The sequence below is a fragment of the Catellatospora aurea genome (assembly GCF_042663325.1).
GTDB classification, from domain to species: Bacteria; Actinomycetota; Actinomycetes; order Mycobacteriales; family Micromonosporaceae; genus Catellatospora; species Catellatospora aurea.
Map to the genome: position 1 here is coordinate 25486 of NZ_JBHTAC010000007.1, position 16677 is coordinate 42162.

Here is a 16677-nt window from a genome sequence, read left to right on the forward strand (position 1 = left end):
TGCTGTGCTGAGACCGTGGAGAGCTCAGCCGTGGTGAGGCCGGCGCGAACGCCGGCCTCACCACCGCGGTCACTCTCCGGTGGCCTTAGCGATGATCTCCTTCGCCACGTTCTGCGGAACCTCGGCGTAGGAGTCGAATACCATGCTGTAGCTGGCCCGGCCCTGAGTCTTCGACCGCAGGTCGCCGACGTAGCCGAACATCTCGGACAGCGGCACCAGGGCGCGCACGACGCGGGCGCCGCTACGCTCCTCCATCGCCTGGATGATTCCACGGCGGGAGTTCAGGTCGCCGATGACGTCACCCATGTTGTCCTCGGGGGTGACGACCTCGACTGCCATCATCGGCTCGAGGATGGCGGGGTCGGCCTTGCGGGCCGCCTCCTTCAGCGCCATCGAACCGGCGATCTTGAACGCCATTTCCGACGAGTCGACCTCGTGGTACTTGCCGTCGATCAGCGTCAGCTTGACACCGACCAGCGGGTACCCGGCGAGCACGCCGTACTGCATCGCGTCCTGGGCACCGGCGTCGATCGAAGGGATGTACTCCTTCGGGATGCGGCCACCGGTGACGGCGTTGACGAACTCGTACTGCGCGGCAGCGTCCAGCGGCAGCGGCTCCAGGCCGATGATCACGCTCGCGTACTGACCCGAGCCACCGGTCTGCTTCTTGTGGGTGTACTCGAGCTTGTCCACCGTGCGGCGGATCGTCTCGCGGTACGCCACCTGCGGCTTGCCGACGTTGGCCTCGACGTTGAACTCGCGCTTCATGCGGTCGACGAGGATCTCCAGGTGGAGCTCGCCCATGCCGGAGATGACCGTCTGACCGGTCTCCTCGTCCAGCTTCACGCGGAAGGTCGGGTCCTCCTCGGCGAGCTTCTGGATCGCGACGCCCAGCTTCTCCTGGTCGGCCTTCGTCTTCGGCTCGATGGCCACCGAGATGACCGGGTCCGGGAAGGTCATCGACTCCAGGATCACCGGGTGCGCCGGGTCCGACAGCGTGTCACCGGTGGTGGTCTGCTTGAGGCCCTGCACCGCGATGATGTCGCCCGCGAACGCCTGGGGGCGCTCCTCACGCTTGTTGGCGTGCATCTGGTAGATCTTCCCGACCCGCTCCTTGCGGTCCTTGGTCGAGTTGATCACCGGCGAGCCCGAGTCGAGCGTGCCCGAGTAGACGCGCACGTAGGTCAGCTTGCCCAGGTGCTTGTCAGTCTGGATCTTGAAGGCCAGGCCGGAGAACGGCTCGCTCGAGTCGGCGTGCCGCTCGGCCGGGGTCTCCCCGTCCATCAGCGTGCCGTCGATGGCCGGGATGTCCAGCGGCGACGGCAGGAAGTCGACGACCGCGTCCAGCATCGGCTGCACGCCCTTGTTCTTGAACGCGGAGCCGCAGACGACCGGGTTCAGCTTGCCGGCGATGGTGGCGCGACGGATCGCGGCCTTGAGCTCGTCGACGGTGAACTCGCCACCCTCGAGGTAGCTCTCCATGATCGCGTCGTCCGCCTCGGACAGGGTCTCGAGCAGCTTGGTGCGCCACTCGTCGGCCTGCTCCTGCAGGTTGGCCGGGATCTCCTCGACCGCGTAGTCCTCACCCTTCTGGGTCTCGCCGCGCCAGGTCAGCGCGCGCATGCCCAGCAGGTCCACGACACCGATGTGGTCGCCCTCAAGACCGATCGGGATCTGCAGCACCAGCGGGGTGGCGTTGAGACGGGTGATCATCATGTCGACGCAGCGGAAGAAGTCCGCACCGGTGCGGTCCAGCTTGTTGACGAAGCACATACGCGGCACGTTGTACTTGTCGGCCTGGCGCCACACGTTCTCGGTCTGCGGCTCCACGCCGGCGACACCGTCGTACACGGCCACGGCACCGTCGAGCACGCGCAGCGAACGCTCCACCTCGACGGTGAAGTCGACGTGGCCGGGCGTGTCGATGATCTGGATCGTGTGGCCCTTCCACTCACACTTGGTGGCAGCGGAGGTGATGGTGATACCACGCTCCTGCTCCTGCTCCATCCAGTCCATGACGGCAGCGCCCTCGTGGACCTCACCGATCTTGTGCGTGATACCGGTGTAGAACAGGATCCGCTCGGTGGTGGTGGTCTTACCGGCGTCGATGTGCGCCATGATGCCGATGTTGCGAGTCTTGGCGAGGGCGGCGTCTACGGCGGCCACTTCACGATCCTTTCGGAGTGGGACTCAGTCCCGGAAAGTCAAGGTTGTGGAGCCGGAACCGACGGATCGGCCCGGCTCCACGTTGTTTCACCAGCGGTAGTGCGCGAAGGCCTTGTTGGATTCGGCCATCTTGTGCGTGTCCTCGCGACGCTTGACAGCGGCACCGAGGCCGTTGCTGGCGTCGAGCAGCTCGTTCATGAGGCGCTCGACCATCGTCTTCTCGCGACGGGCGCGGGAGTAGGTCACCAGCCAGCGCAGACCGAGCGTGGTCGCCCGGGTCGGACGGACCTCCACCGGAACCTGGTAGGTCGCGCCACCGACACGGCGGCTGCGGACCTCGAGGGTCGGCTTCACGTTGTCCATCGCGCGCTTGAGCGTCACGACCGGGTCGGTGCCGGTCTTCTCGCGGCAGCCCTCGAGCGCGCCGTACACGACACGCTCGGCCAGCTGGCGCTTGCCGGCCAGCAGGATCTTGTTGACCAGCTGGGTGACCAGCGGCGAGTTGTACACCGGGTCAGCGGCCAGCGGCCGACGCGGAGCGGGGCCCTTACGAGGCATTACTTCTTCCCTTCCTTGACCAGCTTCGCGCCGTAGCGGCTACGCGCCTGCTTGCGGTTGCGGACACCCTGGGTGTCGAGCGAACCGCGAATGATCTTGTACCGCACGCCGGGCAGGTCCTTCACACGACCGCCGCGGACGAGCACGATCGAGTGCTCCTGCAGGTTGTGGCCGACACCCGGGATGTACGCGGTGACCTCGATCTGGCTGCTCAGCTTGACGCGAGCGACCTTCCGCAGTGCCGAGTTCGGCTTCTTGGGCGTCGTGGTGTACACACGCGTGCACACACCGCGCCGCTGGGGGCTCCCCTTCAGCGCCGGCGTCTTGGTCTTGCTCGTCTTCGCCTGGCGGCCCTTGCGGACCAGCTGCTGGATTGTGGGCACCGGTGTTCTCCGCTCCCTTTGCTTCCTCTCCGCGACTTTCCGGTCGCGGAAACTTATGTGGCCGTGGCCGCGAATGCGGCCCGAACTGCTGCGATCGGCGCCGTCTCGGAGTGATCCAGGACGCGTCCCGACCCCCGCGGTCGGGCGTGTCGTCCGGCGCACGGGCCCGACGGCTCGATTTCTCGAGCTGTCGGAGTCTGTCGTTGTCGTGGTGCTGCGGGCTGCCCGACCATCGGTCGAACTCGTCCCGCGTCGGCGCACGCACGAGGGGCCCGGGCAAGCCCGGGCACGAGGGGAAAGAGTACCGAACCGATGGCCCACTGGTCAAAACGGGGTGACCCGACCCCCCGTCGATGCGAGGCAACCAGTCGTTCCGAGCAACCAGTCCGCCGTCAGTGCGAACTCCGACAGCCAGTCTACCTCTTCGATTCCCCGGCCCCGAACGGGATACCGCACCGTGAGGTAGCTCGCATGCCGGGACGGCGGCTCGGCCGGCTCTGGCCTTTATCAGCCCGCGCTGAGGGCGATCGCGGTGATCAGGCCGACCGCGGCCAGCGCCAGGCCGACCGCGCCACACACCAGGCCCGTGATGGCGACCCCGCGGCCGGTCAGGTTGCCCGCCGCCAGGCGGATCTGCCGTATCCCCAGCCAGCCGAGCAGCACCCCGGCCGCGCCGAGCAGGATGGCCAGCACCGCGAACGCCCCGGCGACCAGTCCTCCCCAGCCCTGCTGCGCGCCCGCCAACCCGAAGCACCACACCACCAGCGAGACGAGGACCGAACCCACGCCGGCCACCAGCGCGCTGGCCGCGACACCCGAGGCGGTCTTCGGCGCACCCAGCACCGCCAGGCCATACGGCGTGCCCGGCACGACCTCCACCCGCACCGGCGGCGGATAGTTCACCGGCCGCGGCCCGGCCACCGGCTGAACCGCCATGGGTGGCACCGGCGGAGGCGGCGGACCCGTTGGAGCCGTCACCGGCCACTGCGGCACCGGAGGCTGCGGCGCGGGCGGCTGCTGGCCCTGCGGCACGGAGGGCCACTGCGGCACCGGAGGCTGCTGGTAGGTCACGCCGCCGATCCTGCCACGTCCCGCCCACTCCCCGCCCGCGGTGCCCCAGCCCACCCATGATCTGTTTTTGTGGACGCTGACGGCCCCTATAACGGCACCCAGCGTCCACAAAAGCAGATCATGGAACCGACCGCCGCAGACGCGGGCAACGATCATGAGGTTGTGCTCGCGACACACCGTCGAACACGCCCCTAAGTTCATGATCATCGCGGCGAGGCGGCGGCCCGGGCACGCGGCGGCCGGGCGGGGTCGCCCGGCGTGGCGTGGCGTGGGGCGGGGCTGGGCGAAGCGAGGCCGGCCGGTATGGCGGGCTCGGTCAGTTGACCGTGGGTGGGAAGTCCTGGGTGCCGAAGTGGACGCCGCGGAGGAAGAGCCAGACGGTCAGGGTGAGCAGGGTCAGGGCGGCCAGGGCCAGGGCGAGCCAGGACAGGCGCTCCGCCCAGCGGACGCGGCCCGCGCCGGTGCGCCAGCCCTCCCCCGCACGCAGCTCCTCGCGGGCCTGGCGGGCCAGGGCCAGGGCCATCGTGGCGGGCACGATGCCGCCCACCGCGAGGCCCGTCACGGCGGCCAGCAGGCCCAGGCCGAACGCGGCGGTGGCCTTGGTGTCGGCGACCGGCTCGGGATCAGCCGGGTCGCGGGCGGGTGCGGATACGAAAGCGGCGTCCCCCATGCCGTGTAAACGACACGGGGGACGCCGCGATCACTTCAAACGCTTACCGGTACGACCCGAAGTCGAAGTCGTCCAGCGGCACCGCGACACCCGACGCCGGGCCGAAGCCGTAGTCGGTCTCGCCGTACGAGGTCATCGAGTAGACCTTGGCCTTCGCCTCCTCGGTCGGCTCCACCCGGACGTTGCGGTACTTGCTGATGCCGGTACCCGCCGGGATGAGCTTGCCGATGATGACGTTCTCCTTGAGACCGATGAGCGAGTCACTGCGCGCGTTGATGGCCGCGTCGGTGAGCACCCGGGTGGTCTCCTGGAAGGAGGCCGCCGAGAGCCACGACTCGGTCGCCAGCGACGCCTTGGTGATACCCATCAGCACCGGACGGCCGGCCGCGGGCTCGCCGCCCTCGGAGACCAGGCGGCGGTTCTCGCCCTCGAACTGCGCACGGTCGACCAGCACACCCGGCAGGAACTCGGTCGCGCCGGAGTCGATGATCGTCACCCGCTTGAGCATCTGGCGGATGATGATCTCGATGTGCTTGTCGTGGATCATTACGCCCTGCGAGCGGTAGACCTCCTGGACCTCGTTGGTCAGGTGGACCTGGACCGCGCGCGGACCCATGATGCGCAGCAGCTCGTGCGGGTCGATGGTGCCCTCGGTGAGCTTCTCGCCGACCTCCACGTGCGAGCCGTCGTGCACCCGCAGCTTCACCCGGTTCGAGATCTTGTCGTGGACGATCTCCTCGCTGCCGTCGTCCGGCACGATGATGATCTTCTTCGACCGGTCGCCCGCCTCGATCCGGATGCGTCCCGGAGTGTCCGCGATCGGCGCCTTGCCCTTGGGCACACGCGCCTCGAAGATCTCCTGGACACGGGGCAGACCCTGGGTGATGTCCTCACCCGAGGCCGCACCACCGGTGTGGAAGGTACGCATCGTCAGCTGCGTGCCCGGCTCACCGATCGACTGCGCCGCGATGATGCCGACGGCCTCGCCGACGTCCACCAGCTTGCCGGTCGGCAGCGAACGGCCGTAGCAGGCCGCGCAGACGCCGAGCTTGGACTCGCAGGTGAGCACGGACCGCACCCGCACGCCCTCGATGCCGGCCTTGACCAGCTTGTCGACGACGATCGAGTTGAGGTCGGTGCCGCGGGCGGCGACCAGGTTGCCGTTGGCGTCGGACATGTCCTCGGCCAGGGTGCGGGCGTGCGCGCCGGTCTCGGCGTGCTCGTGCACCGACAGCACACCGTCGTGGCGCGTGCCGATCTGCATCGGGATCGCCCGGTCGGTGCCGCAGTCGTCCTCACGGATGATCACGTCCTGCGAGACGTCCACCAGACGACGGGTCAGGTAACCCGAGTCGGCGGTACGCAGCGCCGTGTCAGCCAGACCCTTGCGGGCGCCGTGCGTGGAGATGAAGTACTCCAGCACGCTCAGGCCCTCGCGGTACGAGGACTTGATCGGCCGCGGGATGATCTCACCCTTCGGGTTGGCCACCAGGCCACGGATCGCCGCGATCTGGCGCAGCTGCAGCATGTTGCCTCGAGCGCCCGAGTGGATCATGCGCCACAGCGGGTTCTCCAGCGGCAGAGCGGTCTCCAGCTCCTTGGCCACCTCGTTGGTCGCCTTGGTCCAGAGCTCGATCAGCTCGCCGCGGCGCTCCTCGGCGGTCATCAGACCACGCTGGTACTGCTTGTCGAAGCGCTCGGCCTCCTTCTCGTACCGCTCAAGGATCTGGCCCTTGCGCGGCGGCGAGATGACGTCCTCCATGCCGATGGTGACGCCGGACCAGGTGGCCCAGTGGAAGCCGGCCTCCTTGAGCGCGTCCAGCGTCGCCGCCAGGGCGACCTTCGGGTAGCGCTCGGCCAGGTCGTTCACGATGCCCGAGAGCTGGCCCTTGCGGACCTCGTGGTTGACGAAGCGGTAGCCCACCGGCAGGGTCTCGTTGAACAGGACCCGGCCCAGCGTGGTGTCCAGGATGACGGGCGCGTTCGGCTCCCACTCCTCCGGCTGGACCCACGCCTCGGCGCCCGGGCCGTTGTCGACCGAGGTGATGCCGTTGAGGCGGATCCGGACCGGCGCCTGCAGGTGCAGCTCGCCGTTGTCGAAGGCCATCATCGCCTCGGCCTCGGAGCTGAACACCCGTCCCTCGCCCAGCATGCCGGTGCGCTTGTGGGTCAGGTGGTACAGCCCGATGATCATGTCCTGGGTGGGCATGGTCACCGGCTTGCCGTCGGCCGGCTTGAGGATGTTGTTGCTGGACAGCATCAGGATGCGCGCCTCGGCCTGCGCCTCGGCGGACAGCGGCACGTGCACGGCCATCTGGTCACCGTCGAAGTCCGCGTTGAAGGCGGTGCAGACGAGCGGGTGGATCTGGATGGCCTTGCCCTCGACCAGCTGCGGCTCGAACGCCTGGATGCCGAGGCGGTGCAGGGTGGGTGCACGGTTGAGCAGCACCGGGTGTTCGGTGATGACCTCTTCCAGCACGTCCCACACGACCGGGCGCTGACGCTCGACCATGCGCTTGGCCGACTTGATGTTCTGGGCGTGGTTCAGGTCGACCAGCCGCTTCATCACGAACGGCTTGAACAGCTCCAGCGCCATCTGCTTGGGCAGACCGCACTGGTGCAGCTTGAGCCGCGGGCCGACGACGATGACGGAACGGCCCGAGTAGTCCACGCGCTTGCCGAGCAGGTTCTGACGGAACCGGCCCTGCTTGCCCTTGAGCATGTCGGACAGCGACTTGAGCGGGCGGTTGCCCGGACCCGTCACCGGCCGGCCACGGCGGCCGTTGTCGAACAGCGCGTCGACGGCCTCCTGCAGCATCCGCTTCTCGTTGTTCACGATGATCTCGGGCGCGCCGAGGTCGATCAGACGCTTGAGGCGGTTGTTGCGGTTGATGACCCGGCGGTACAGGTCGTTCAGGTCGGACGTCGCGAAGCGGCCACCGTCGAGCTGCACCATCGGGCGCAGGTCCGGCGGGATGACCGGGACGCAGTCGAGCACCATGCCCAGCGGCGAGTTGCCGGTGGCCAGGAACGCGGCCACGACCTTGAGCCGCTTGAGCGCGCGCAGCTTGCGCTGGCCCTTGCCCGAGCGGATCGTCTCGCGCAGGAACTCGGCCTCGGCCTCGAGGTCCATGTTCTGCACCAGGGCCTTGATGGCCTCGGCGCCCATGCCGCCGGTGAAGTACTCGCCGAAGCGGTCGCGCAGCTCGCGGTAGAGCAGCTCGTCGGTGACCAGCTGCTTGGAGTCGAGCTTGCGGAACGTGTCCAGCACCTCGTCCAGACGGTCGATCTCGCGCTGCGCCTTGTCGCGGATCTGGCGCATCTCGCGCTCGCCGGCCTCCTTGACCTTGCGGCGCACGTCCGCCTTGGCGCCCTCAGCCTCCAGCTCGGCCAGGTCGGACTCGAGCTTGACGGCCCGCTTCTCGATCTCGGCGTCGCGGGCGTTCTCGGCCTGCCGCTTCTCGGCGAAGATCTCGTTCTCGATGGTGGTCATGTCGCGGTGACGCGCCTCGGCGTCCACGCTCGTGATCACGTACGAGGCGAAGTAAATGATCTTCTCAAGGTCCTTCGGCGCGAGGTCCAGCAGGTAACCCAGCCGGCTCGGCACGCCCTTGAAGTACCAGATGTGGGTGACCGCGGCGGCGAGCTCGATGTGGCCCATCCGCTCACGGCGCACCTTGGAACGGGTCACCTCGACGCCGCAGCGCTCACAGACGATGCCCTTGAAGCGGACCCGCTTGTACTTGCCGCAGTAGCACTCCCAGTCCCGCTGCGGACCGAAGATCTTCTCGCAGAAGAGTCCGTCCTTCTCGGGCTTCAGGGTGCGGTAGTTGATCGTCTCGGGCTTCTTGACCTCGCCGTGCGACCAGCGCCGGATGTCTTCCGCGCCCGCCAGGCCGATCCGAAGCTCATCGAAGAAGTTAACGTCGAGCACGTTGTATGTCCCTCTTTGCTCGTGTCTTCATCAGTGTCAGTTGATGGCGGAGGCGTCCTCCACACGCCGGAGCGCGCGGAGGACGCCTTTACATCAGACTTCCTCGACGCTGCTCGGCTCCCGCCGGGACAGATCGATACCGAGCTCCTCCGCCGCCCGGAACACCTCGTCGTCGGTCTCGCGCATCTCCAGGGCCACACCGTCGCTGGACAGCACCTCGACGTTCAGGCACAGCGACTGCAGTTCCTTGAGCAGCACCTTGAACGACTCGGGGATACCCGGCTCGGGGATGTTCTCGCCCTTGACGATGGCCTCGTAGACCTTCACGCGACCCAGCACGTCGTCGGACTTGATGGTCAGCAGCTCCTGCAGCGCGTAAGCCGCGCCGTAGGCCTGCATCGCCCAGCACTCCATCTCGCCGAACCGCTGGCCACCGAACTGCGCCTTACCACCCAGCGGCTGCTGCGTGATCATCGAGTACGGGCCGGTCGACCGAGCGTGGATCTTGTCGTCGACCAGGTGGTTCAGCTTCAGGATGTACATGTAGCCGACCGAGATCGGGTCCGGCAGCGGCTCGCCGGAGCGGCCGTCGAACAGCTTGGCCTTGCCCGACTCGCCGATCAGCTGGGTGCCGTCGCGGTTGGGCAGGGTGCTGCCGAGCAGACCGGCGATCTCGTCGTCGTGCGCGCCGTCGAAGACCGGGGTGGCAACGTTCGTGTTGGCCTCGGCCTCGTGCGCGCCGATCGAGCGCAGTGCCTTCTTCCACTCGGCGTCGTCGCCCGAGACCTTCCAGCCGGTCTTCGCGACCCAGCCCAGGTGGACCTCGAGAACCTGGCCGATGTTCATTCGACCGGGCACGCCCAGCGGGTTGAGCACGATGTCGACCGGGGTGCCGTCCTCGAGGAACGGCATGTCCTCGACCGGAAGGATCTTGGAGATGACACCCTTGTTGCCGTGGCGGCCGGCGAGCTTGTCACCGTCCTGGATCTTGCGCTTCTGGGCCACGTACACCCGGACCAGCTCGTTGACGCCCGGGGGCAGCTCGTCGCCGTCCTCGCGGGAGAACGTGCGCACACCGATGACCGTGCCGGTCTCGCCGTGCGGCACCTTCAGCGAGGTGTCGCGGACCTCGCGCGCCTTCTCACCGAAGATCGCGCGGAGCAGCCGCTCCTCCGGGGTCAGCTCGGTCTCGCCCTTGGGCGTGACCTTGCCGACCAGGATGTCGCCCGGCACGACCTCCGCGCCGATCCGGATGATGCCCCGCTCGTCCAGGTCCGCCAGCATCTCTTCGCTGACGTTCGGGATGTCGCGGGTGATCTCCTCCGGGCCCAGCTTGGTGTCGCGGGCGTCGACCTCGTGCTCCTCGATGTGGATCGAGGTGAGCACGTCCTCCTGCACCAGGCGCTGGGACAGGATGATCGCGTCCTCGTAGTTGTGGCCCTCCCACGGCATGAAGGCGACCAGCAGGTTGCGGCCGAGCGCCATCTCACCGTTGTCGGTGCAGGGGCCGTCGGCGATGACCTGACCGGCCTCGACGCGGGCGCCCTCCGGGACCACCGGCTTCTGGTTCACGCACGAGCCCGAGTTGGACCGGCGGAACTTGTGCAGCAGGTAGGTACGGCGGAAACCGTCGTCCTGGTGCACGGTGATGTAGTCCGCGCACAGGTCCTCGACCACGCCGCCGACCTCGGCCACGACCACGTCGCCGGCGTCGGTCGCGGCACGGTACTCCATACCCGTGCCGACCAGCGGGGCCTCGGCCTTGACCAGCGGCACCGCCTGACGCTGCATGTTCGCGCCCATGAGCGCGCGGTTGGCGTCGTCGTGCTCGAGGAACGGGATCATCGCGGTCGCGACGGACACCATCTGCCGCGGCGACACGTCCATGTAGTCGACCTGCGCCGGCGGCACGTAGTCGACCTCACCGCCCTTACGGCGGACCAGGACGCGGTCCTCGGCGAAGGAGCCGTCACCCATCAGCACGGCGTTCGCCTGCGCCTTGATGTAACGGTCTTCCTCGTCCGCGGTCAGGTAGTCGATCTGGTCGGTGACCCGGCCCTCGACAACCTTGCGGTACGGCGTCTCGACGAAACCGAACGGGTTGACCCGCGCGAACGTCGACAGCGCGCCGATCAGACCGATGTTCGGGCCTTCCGGCGTCTCGATCGGGCACATCCGGCCGTAGTGCGACGGGTGCACGTCACGGACCTCGAAGCCGGCGCGGTCACGCGACAGACCACCCGGGCCGAGCGCCGACAGGCGGCGACGGTGGGTCAGACCCGCGAGCGGGTTGGTCTGGTCCATGAACTGCGACAGCTGCGACGTGCCGAAGAACTCCTTGATCGCAGCCACCACGGGGCGGATGTTGATCAGGGTCTGCGGCGTGATCGCCTCGACGTCCTGCGTGGTCATGCGCTCACGCACGACGCGCTCCATGCGGGAGAGACCGACCCGAACCTGGTTCTGGATCAGCTCGCCGACGGTGCGCAGACGACGGTTGCCGAAGTGGTCGATGTCGTCGGCCTCGTAGCCCTCCTCGCCCGCGTGCAGGCGGGCCAGGTATTCCACGGTGGCGACGATGTCGTCCTCGGTCAGCGTTCCCGTCGTGATCGGGATCTCGAGCTCGAGCTTCTTGTTGAACTTGTAACGACCGACCTTGGCGACGTCGTACCGCTTCGGGTTGAAGAAGAGGTTGTCGAGCAGGGTCTGGGCGTTCTCGCGCGTCGGCGGCTCGCCAGGGCGCAGCTTGCGGTAGATGTCGAGAAGGGCCTCGTCCTGACCGGCGATGTGGTCCTTCTCGAGGGTGGTCATCAGCAACTCGGACCACGCGAAGCGCTCGCGGATCTGGTCGTTGGTCCAACCGATCGCCTTCAGCAGGACCGTGACGGCCTGCCGACGCTTGCGGTCGATACGCACACCGACCGTGTCGCGCTTGTCGATGTCGAACTCCAGCCAGGCACCCCGGCTCGGGATGACCTTGACGCTGGAGAGGTCGCGGTCGGAGGTCTTGTCCGGCTCCTTGGAGAAGTACACGCCAGGAGAGCGGACAAGCTGGCTGACGACGATGCGCTCGGTGCCGTTGATGATGAAAGTGCCCTTCGGCGTCATCATCGGGAAGTCACCCATGAACACGGTCTGGCTCTTGATCTCGCCAGTCGAGTTGTTGGTGAACTCCGCGGTCACGAACAGCGGCGCGCAGTAGGTGAGGTCCTTCTCCTTGCACTCCTCGATGGAGGCCTTGACCTCGTCGAAGCGCGGGTCGGAGAAGCTGAGCGACATGGTGCCGGAGAAGTCCTCGATCGGGCTGATCTCTTCGAGGATCTCCGCGAGTCCCGAGCGGGCGTCTGCGAGAGCCGACGAACGGGACTGCCAGGACTCATTGCCGACAAGCCAGTCAAAAGACTCGGTTTGGATAGCGAGCAGATTGGGTACTTCGAGGTGTTCGGTGATCCTGCCGAAGGAGATCCGGCGGGGAGCGAACGCGCTCGACGATCGACTGGTCTTCGCAGGGCGGGAGGCTGCCAAGATACGTCCTTCCGAGGACCGGTGGTGCAACGGCCGTTACGCGAGCAACCCGACAACCCCTGGTCCAGAGCCGACGTCAGAAAACGTCCGGCATTCCGGGCAGGGGGAAAGTCGAAGGGCAGCGCAAACTAGCACTGTAGCAGAACCACCGACCCGTGTCGAGTCTCCACGGCAGGCTTTCGCAGAACGTGCTCCAGACCACCTTCAGATCGGTGTCGCCACGCTCTGTACCCCGCCCGCTACGTACTCGGAAGGTCGTACTGAAGAAAGACTGCCTGTCGTCGCCGTTCACGTCAAGACCCGGCGACGGGTTCCAGTGTCCAACACTGCGTCAACTTCGCATCACTACGCGTTTGCCCAGCATGAACAAGGGGCGGGCACCCAATGGATGCCCGCCCCTCGATGCGGTCACGCTCTTGGCGTAAAGCCCTCTGCGTGACCTCAGATCACTTGAGGGTGACCTTGGCGCCCTCGGCCTCGAGCTTGGCCTTGGCCTTCTCCGCGGTCTCCTTGTTGGCCTTCTCGATGATGGCCTTCGGCGCGGCCTCGACCACGTCCTTGGCCTCCTTCAGGCCCAGGCCGGTCAGCTCACGCACGACCTTGATGACCTGGATCTTCTTGCCACCGTCGGACTCGAGGACGACGTCGAACTCGTCCTTCTCCTCCTCGACCGGGGCAGCGGTGGCCGGGCCGGCCGGACCGGCGGCCATCATCGGCGCGGCGGCCTTGACGTCGAACGTGGTCTCGAACTCCTTCACGAACTCGGAGAGCTCGATCAGGGTCATCTCCTTGAAGGCCTCGAGGAGCTCGGTGCTGCTCAGCTTCGCCATGTCAGGCGTCCTTTCGTAACGGGTCTACATGCCGCGGCAGGGCGCCGCGAGCTGGATGGTTCGGATGACGTCGACGCCGTCAGGCGTCGGCGCCCTCCTTCTCGCGCTTGTCCTGCAGGGCAGCAACCGTGCGAACGGCCTGCGCCAGCGGGGCCTGGAACAGCGCCGCGGCGTTGCCCATGCTTGCCTTCATCGCGCCGGCCAGCTTGGCCAGCAGCACCTCGCGGGACTCGAGGTCGGCGAGCTTGGCGACGTCAGCCGCCGAGATCGCCTTGCCCTCGAAGACGCCGCCCTTGATGACGAGCAGCGGGTTCGCCTTCGCGAACTCCTTCAGGCCCTTCGCCGCCTCGACGACATCGCCGGAGACGAAGGCGAGCGCGGTAGGACCGGTGAACAGAGCGTCGAGACCGGTCAGACCGGCGTCGGTCGCGGCGCGCTTGGCAAGCGTGTTCTTGGCAACGGTGTACTCGGCACCGCCCAGCGAACGACGCAGCTCGGTCAGCTGCTTCACGGTCAGGCCGCGGTACTCGGTGAGCACCGTGGCGTTCGACTCGCGGAAGCGCTCGGTGAGCTCCGCAACACTGCCGGCCTTGTCGGCACGGATCTTGTCCGCCATGTCCCCTCCTCTCTCGTACTCCAGGCTGGTCTCACGGGACCCGGCGTTCGACAGAAGCGGACAAACAAAACGCCCCGGCGCAGGGCGCACGGGGCTTCGCACGGCACAGGGCCGCCAGGCTCACCGTTCTTCCCTGCGCGGGCCGCCCGTGGGTCCGCTCGTTGCCGAGCGACGGGGCCTTCGATCGTCTCCGGATGACTCCGGATCCGATGACCAGCGGTCTTTGGGTGGAACTGTTGCCGGTAACGATACGTGACCTGGCACCGGCGGCCAAATCGGGGGTGGTGTGAGCTGTCTTGTATCAATTGATTGACACAAGACGCAGTGATGGCGTTCACTTTGTATCAGTTGTCTGATACAACGGGGAGGTCGAAGATGAACGGAGCCGCCTACGTACGGTCGGCCGGGGTGGTCCTGGGTGGGTCACTGGGCCTGACGGTGGCCAACAGCTCCCTGATCCCGCTCGCCGTGCCCTTGTTCGCGGTGTTCGTGCTGGCCGGGGTCGGGGTCAGCGAGCTGATGTCGCCCCGGCCGTCCCGGTCGCGGCAGCCGACGGCGCAACTCACGGCCCGCGACGTCGACGCGTACCTGCCGCCCGGATCCCGGGCCCGGCTGCGCCGGCTGGGGGTGGCGGTGCTGGTGACGGTGCCGGTGATCGCCGTGCGGATGGGGACGAGTGAGGTCACCTGGTCCGGGGATTACGACACCGGCGGTGCCGTGCTGCGGCTGACACCCACCGCCGTGATCCTCGCCGGCTGGTGGCTGCTGGCACGGCAGCTGCTGCGCCGCATCGCCGAGGCCGGGCATGCCGGGCTGGACCCGCAACACCTGGCCGCCGACGAGGCGTGGCGGCGGCGGGCGTCCCGGCTGGTCCTCGGCACCACCGGGGTGCTGCTCTCCGGCACCCTGGCCGGTGGGATGTTCTGCTTCAGCCAGTACCACTGGGTGATCTTCCTCGGCGGTTGGGGCTGGTGGATGTTCGTCCTGTCCGCCCTGGCACTGTCCGCGTTCCTGGTGTTCGCGCACTACCTGCACCTGCTGATCGCCCCGGGTCCAGCGGGTGTCGTGAGCGTCGGCACGCGGCGGGAGCCGGCCGAGGCCGTGGCGTGATCCCCACGATCACCGTCCGGCCCGGCCCCGTGCCGCCCTATGAACAGATCCGGGCTCAGGTCGAGGCGCTGATCAACGGCGGGCTGCTGGCAGCGGGCCACCGCCTGCCGCCGATCCGGCAGCTCGCCGCAGACCTGGGCCTGGCCACCGGCACGGTCGCTCGCGCCTACCAGGAGCTGGAGTCGGCCGGGCTGGTCACCACCCGGCGGGCGGCGGGCACGGTGGTCGCCGCGCGCATCCCTGAACCGCCGGCGGACCGACGGGGGCCGCTGGCGCAGGCCGCGCACGGGTACACCACCGCCGCCCTCACCCTCGGCGCGGACCTCGACGAGGCGCTCGACGCGATCCGCGCCGCCTGGCCAGGGCAGCGTTAAGAAGGGCACCTTGCTCTACGTATGCCGACAAGAAGGTGCCCTTCCTTCGGGAGGAAGCGGAAAGCGCCGCCCGCAGGTGCGGGCGGCGCTTTCGGAGTGGAGTGGCGAGGCGGATCAGGCCTCGGGGTTCTCCTGGATGTTGCGGGTCACGTTGGGGTCGACCGGGATGCCAGGGCCCATCGTGGTGGTCACGAAGACCTTCTTCAGGTACTTGCCCTTGGACGCCGACGGCTTGGACCGCAGCACCTCCTCGAGCACCGCGGCGTAGTTGTCGACCAGCTGCTCCGCAGAGAACGACGCCTTGCCGATGATCAGGTGCAGGTTCGAGTGCTTGTCCACGCGGAAGGTGATCTTTCCGCCCTTGATGTCCGACACCGCCTTGGCGATGTCCATCGTGACCGTGCCGGTCTTCGGGTTCGGCATCAGGCCGCGCGGGCCCAGGATTCGCGCGATCCGGCCGATCTTGGCCATCTGGTCCGGCGTCGCGATCGCGGCGTCGAAGTCCAGCCAGCCTTCCTGAATGCGGGCCACCAGCTCATCGGTCCCGACGGCGTCGGCGCCGGCGGCGGTCGCCTCGGCGGCCTTCTCGCCGGAGGCGAAGACGATCACGCGGGCGGTCTTACCGGTGCCGTGCGGCAGGTTGACCACGCCGCGGACCATCTGGTCCGCCTTGCGGGGGTCGACGCCGAGGCGCATCGCGACCTCGACCGTGGCGTCGAACTTGACCTTGGTGGTGTCCTTCGCCAGCTTGATCGCCTCGACCGGGGTGTACAGCTTGTCCCGGTCGACCTGCTCAGCGGACTTGTTGTAGCTCTTGCCGTGCTTCATTTCTCAAGATCTCCTGTGGTTGTGTCGAGCCCTCGCCGGGCCCTCCCACGAAACTTCGACCGTCAGGCGGCGGATGCCGCGTGCGGCATTCAGTCCTTGACGGTGATGCCCATCGACCGGGCGGTGCCGGCGATGATGCGCTCGGCCATGTCCAGGTCGTTGGCGTTCAGGTCGGACATCTTCTTCTCGGCGATCTCGCGCACCTGGGCACGCGTCACCGAACCGACCTTGGTGGTGTGCGGCACGCCGGAGCCCTTGGCGACACCGGCGGCCTTGATCAGGAGACGGGCGGCCGGCGGCGTCTTCAGCACGAACGTGAACGAGCGGTCCTCGTAAACGCTGATCTGTGCCGGGACGATGTCACCGCGCTGCGACTCGGTCTGGGCGTTGTACGCCTTGCAGAACTCCATGATGTTCACGCCGTGCTGGCCCAGCGCCGGACCGACCGGCGGAGCCGGGGTGGCCTGGCCGGCCTTCAGCTGCAGCGTGAACGTCTTGACGAGTTTCTTCTTCGGAGGCATGTCTACTTCCTGGGACTTGTCGACCCGCCCGTTCGGCGGATCAGGGTGGTTTACACCGGACCGGCCGGTGCGTTCGCGCGCACGGTCAGCG

Annotated in this window: 13 protein-coding genes; 2 read left to right on the forward strand and 11 right to left on the reverse strand. The window is 67.7% G+C overall.

Annotated elements, in window-relative coordinates:
* Positions 1 to 69: 69 nt before the first annotated feature.
* The 9 genes from fusA to rplJ all read right to left on the reverse strand — a co-directional run bounded on the left by fusA (position 70) and on the right by rplJ (position 13753).
* A complete protein-coding gene (gene fusA / locus ACFQO7_RS09075) occupies positions 70 to 2166 on the reverse strand; it encodes an elongation factor G (RefSeq protein ID WP_360536137.1) in 2097 nt (698 codons plus the stop codon).
* 87 nt (positions 2167 to 2253) lie between these two features.
* Positions 2254 to 2724 (reverse strand): 30S ribosomal protein S7, encoded by a 471-nt coding sequence (rpsG, locus tag ACFQO7_RS09080; RefSeq protein WP_360536135.1) that lies wholly within the window; start codon positions 2722 to 2724, stop codon positions 2254 to 2256.
* A complete protein-coding gene (rpsL, locus tag ACFQO7_RS09085; protein WP_120317147.1) occupies positions 2724 to 3107 on the reverse strand; it encodes a 30S ribosomal protein S12 in 384 nt (127 codons plus the stop codon). The genes rpsG and rpsL overlap by 1 nt, the downstream gene beginning before the upstream one ends.
* A gap of 507 nt (positions 3108 to 3614) precedes the next feature.
* Positions 3615 to 4043 carry a hypothetical protein gene (locus tag ACFQO7_RS09090; RefSeq protein WP_376805974.1) on the reverse strand — a complete coding sequence of 143 codons (429 nt, stop codon included), beginning with the start codon at positions 4041 to 4043 and terminating at the stop codon, positions 3615 to 3617.
* A gap of 451 nt (positions 4044 to 4494) precedes the next feature.
* Positions 4495 to 4848 carry a hypothetical protein gene (locus ACFQO7_RS09095; RefSeq protein WP_376805975.1) on the reverse strand — a complete coding sequence of 118 codons (354 nt, stop codon included), beginning with the start codon at positions 4846 to 4848 and terminating at the stop codon, positions 4495 to 4497.
* A gap of 43 nt (positions 4849 to 4891) precedes the next feature.
* Positions 4892 to 8782: a DNA-directed RNA polymerase subunit beta' gene (locus ACFQO7_RS09100; protein WP_203692234.1), complete on the reverse strand. Its 3891-nt coding sequence runs from the start codon at positions 8780 to 8782 to the stop codon at positions 4892 to 4894.
* A gap of 93 nt (positions 8783 to 8875) precedes the next feature.
* Positions 8876 to 12307 (reverse strand): DNA-directed RNA polymerase subunit beta, encoded by a 3432-nt coding sequence (rpoB, locus tag ACFQO7_RS09105; protein ID WP_120317150.1) that lies wholly within the window; start codon positions 12305 to 12307, stop codon positions 8876 to 8878.
* A gap of 446 nt (positions 12308 to 12753) precedes the next feature.
* Positions 12754 to 13137, reverse strand: a complete 384-nt coding sequence (rplL, locus tag ACFQO7_RS09110) for a 50S ribosomal protein L7/L12 (protein WP_376805976.1) — start codon at positions 13135 to 13137, stop codon at positions 12754 to 12756.
* Positions 13138 to 13216: 79 nt separating this feature from the next.
* Positions 13217 to 13753, reverse strand: coding sequence for a 50S ribosomal protein L10 (gene rplJ / locus ACFQO7_RS09115; RefSeq protein WP_360536127.1), 537 nt, complete (start codon positions 13751 to 13753; stop codon positions 13217 to 13219).
* Between the two features lie 375 nt (positions 13754 to 14128).
* On the opposite strand from rplJ, the gene ACFQO7_RS09120 reads away from it, so the two are divergent.
* Both ACFQO7_RS09120 and ACFQO7_RS09125 read left to right on the forward strand, forming a co-directional pair.
* Positions 14129 to 14863: a hypothetical protein gene (locus tag ACFQO7_RS09120; protein ID WP_376805977.1), complete on the forward strand. Its 735-nt coding sequence runs from the start codon at positions 14129 to 14131 to the stop codon at positions 14861 to 14863.
* Positions 14860 to 15237 carry a GntR family transcriptional regulator gene (locus tag ACFQO7_RS09125; RefSeq protein ID WP_376805978.1) on the forward strand — a complete coding sequence of 126 codons (378 nt, stop codon included), beginning with the start codon at positions 14860 to 14862 and terminating at the stop codon, positions 15235 to 15237. The genes ACFQO7_RS09120 and ACFQO7_RS09125 overlap by 4 nt, the downstream gene beginning before the upstream one ends.
* Positions 15238 to 15351: 114 nt before the next feature.
* Here the strand turns inward: ACFQO7_RS09125 and rplA are convergent, their stop codons facing one another.
* Both rplA and rplK read right to left on the reverse strand, forming a co-directional pair.
* Positions 15352 to 16065 (reverse strand): 50S ribosomal protein L1, encoded by a 714-nt coding sequence (gene rplA, locus ACFQO7_RS09130; RefSeq protein WP_360536121.1) that lies wholly within the window; start codon positions 16063 to 16065, stop codon positions 15352 to 15354.
* An 89-nt stretch (positions 16066 to 16154) separates the two neighbouring features.
* Positions 16155 to 16586 carry a 50S ribosomal protein L11 gene (gene rplK, locus ACFQO7_RS09135; RefSeq protein WP_120317156.1) on the reverse strand — a complete coding sequence of 144 codons (432 nt, stop codon included), beginning with the start codon at positions 16584 to 16586 and terminating at the stop codon, positions 16155 to 16157.
* Positions 16587 to 16677 lie beyond the last annotated feature (91 nt).

What these genes read in the sequence shown, in the direction of transcription:
- rpsG (WP_360536135.1), bottom strand. Translation starts at nt 2,724, where the DNA reads ATGCCTCGTAAGGGCCCCGCTCCGCGTCGGCCGCTGGCCGCTGACCCG.
- ACFQO7_RS09090 (WP_376805974.1), bottom strand. Translation starts at nt 4,043, where the DNA reads ATGGCGGTTCAGCCGGTGGCCGGGCCGCGGCCGGTGAACTATCCGCCG.
- ACFQO7_RS09095 (WP_376805975.1), bottom strand. Translation starts at nt 4,848, where the DNA reads ATGGGGGACGCCGCTTTCGTATCCGCACCCGCCCGCGACCCGGCTGAT.
- rplL (WP_376805976.1), bottom strand. Translation starts at nt 13,137, where the DNA reads ATGGCGAAGCTGAGCAGCACCGAGCTCCTCGAGGCCTTCAAGGAGATG.
- rplJ (WP_360536127.1), bottom strand. Translation starts at nt 13,753, where the DNA reads ATGGCGGACAAGATCCGTGCCGACAAGGCCGGCAGTGTTGCGGAGCTC.
- ACFQO7_RS09120 (WP_376805977.1), top strand. Translation starts at nt 14,129, where the DNA reads ATGAACGGAGCCGCCTACGTACGGTCGGCCGGGGTGGTCCTGGGTGGG.
- rplA (WP_360536121.1), bottom strand. Translation starts at nt 16,065, where the DNA reads ATGAAGCACGGCAAGAGCTACAACAAGTCCGCTGAGCAGGTCGACCGG.
- rplK (WP_120317156.1), bottom strand. Translation starts at nt 16,586, where the DNA reads ATGCCTCCGAAGAAGAAACTCGTCAAGACGTTCACGCTGCAGCTGAAG.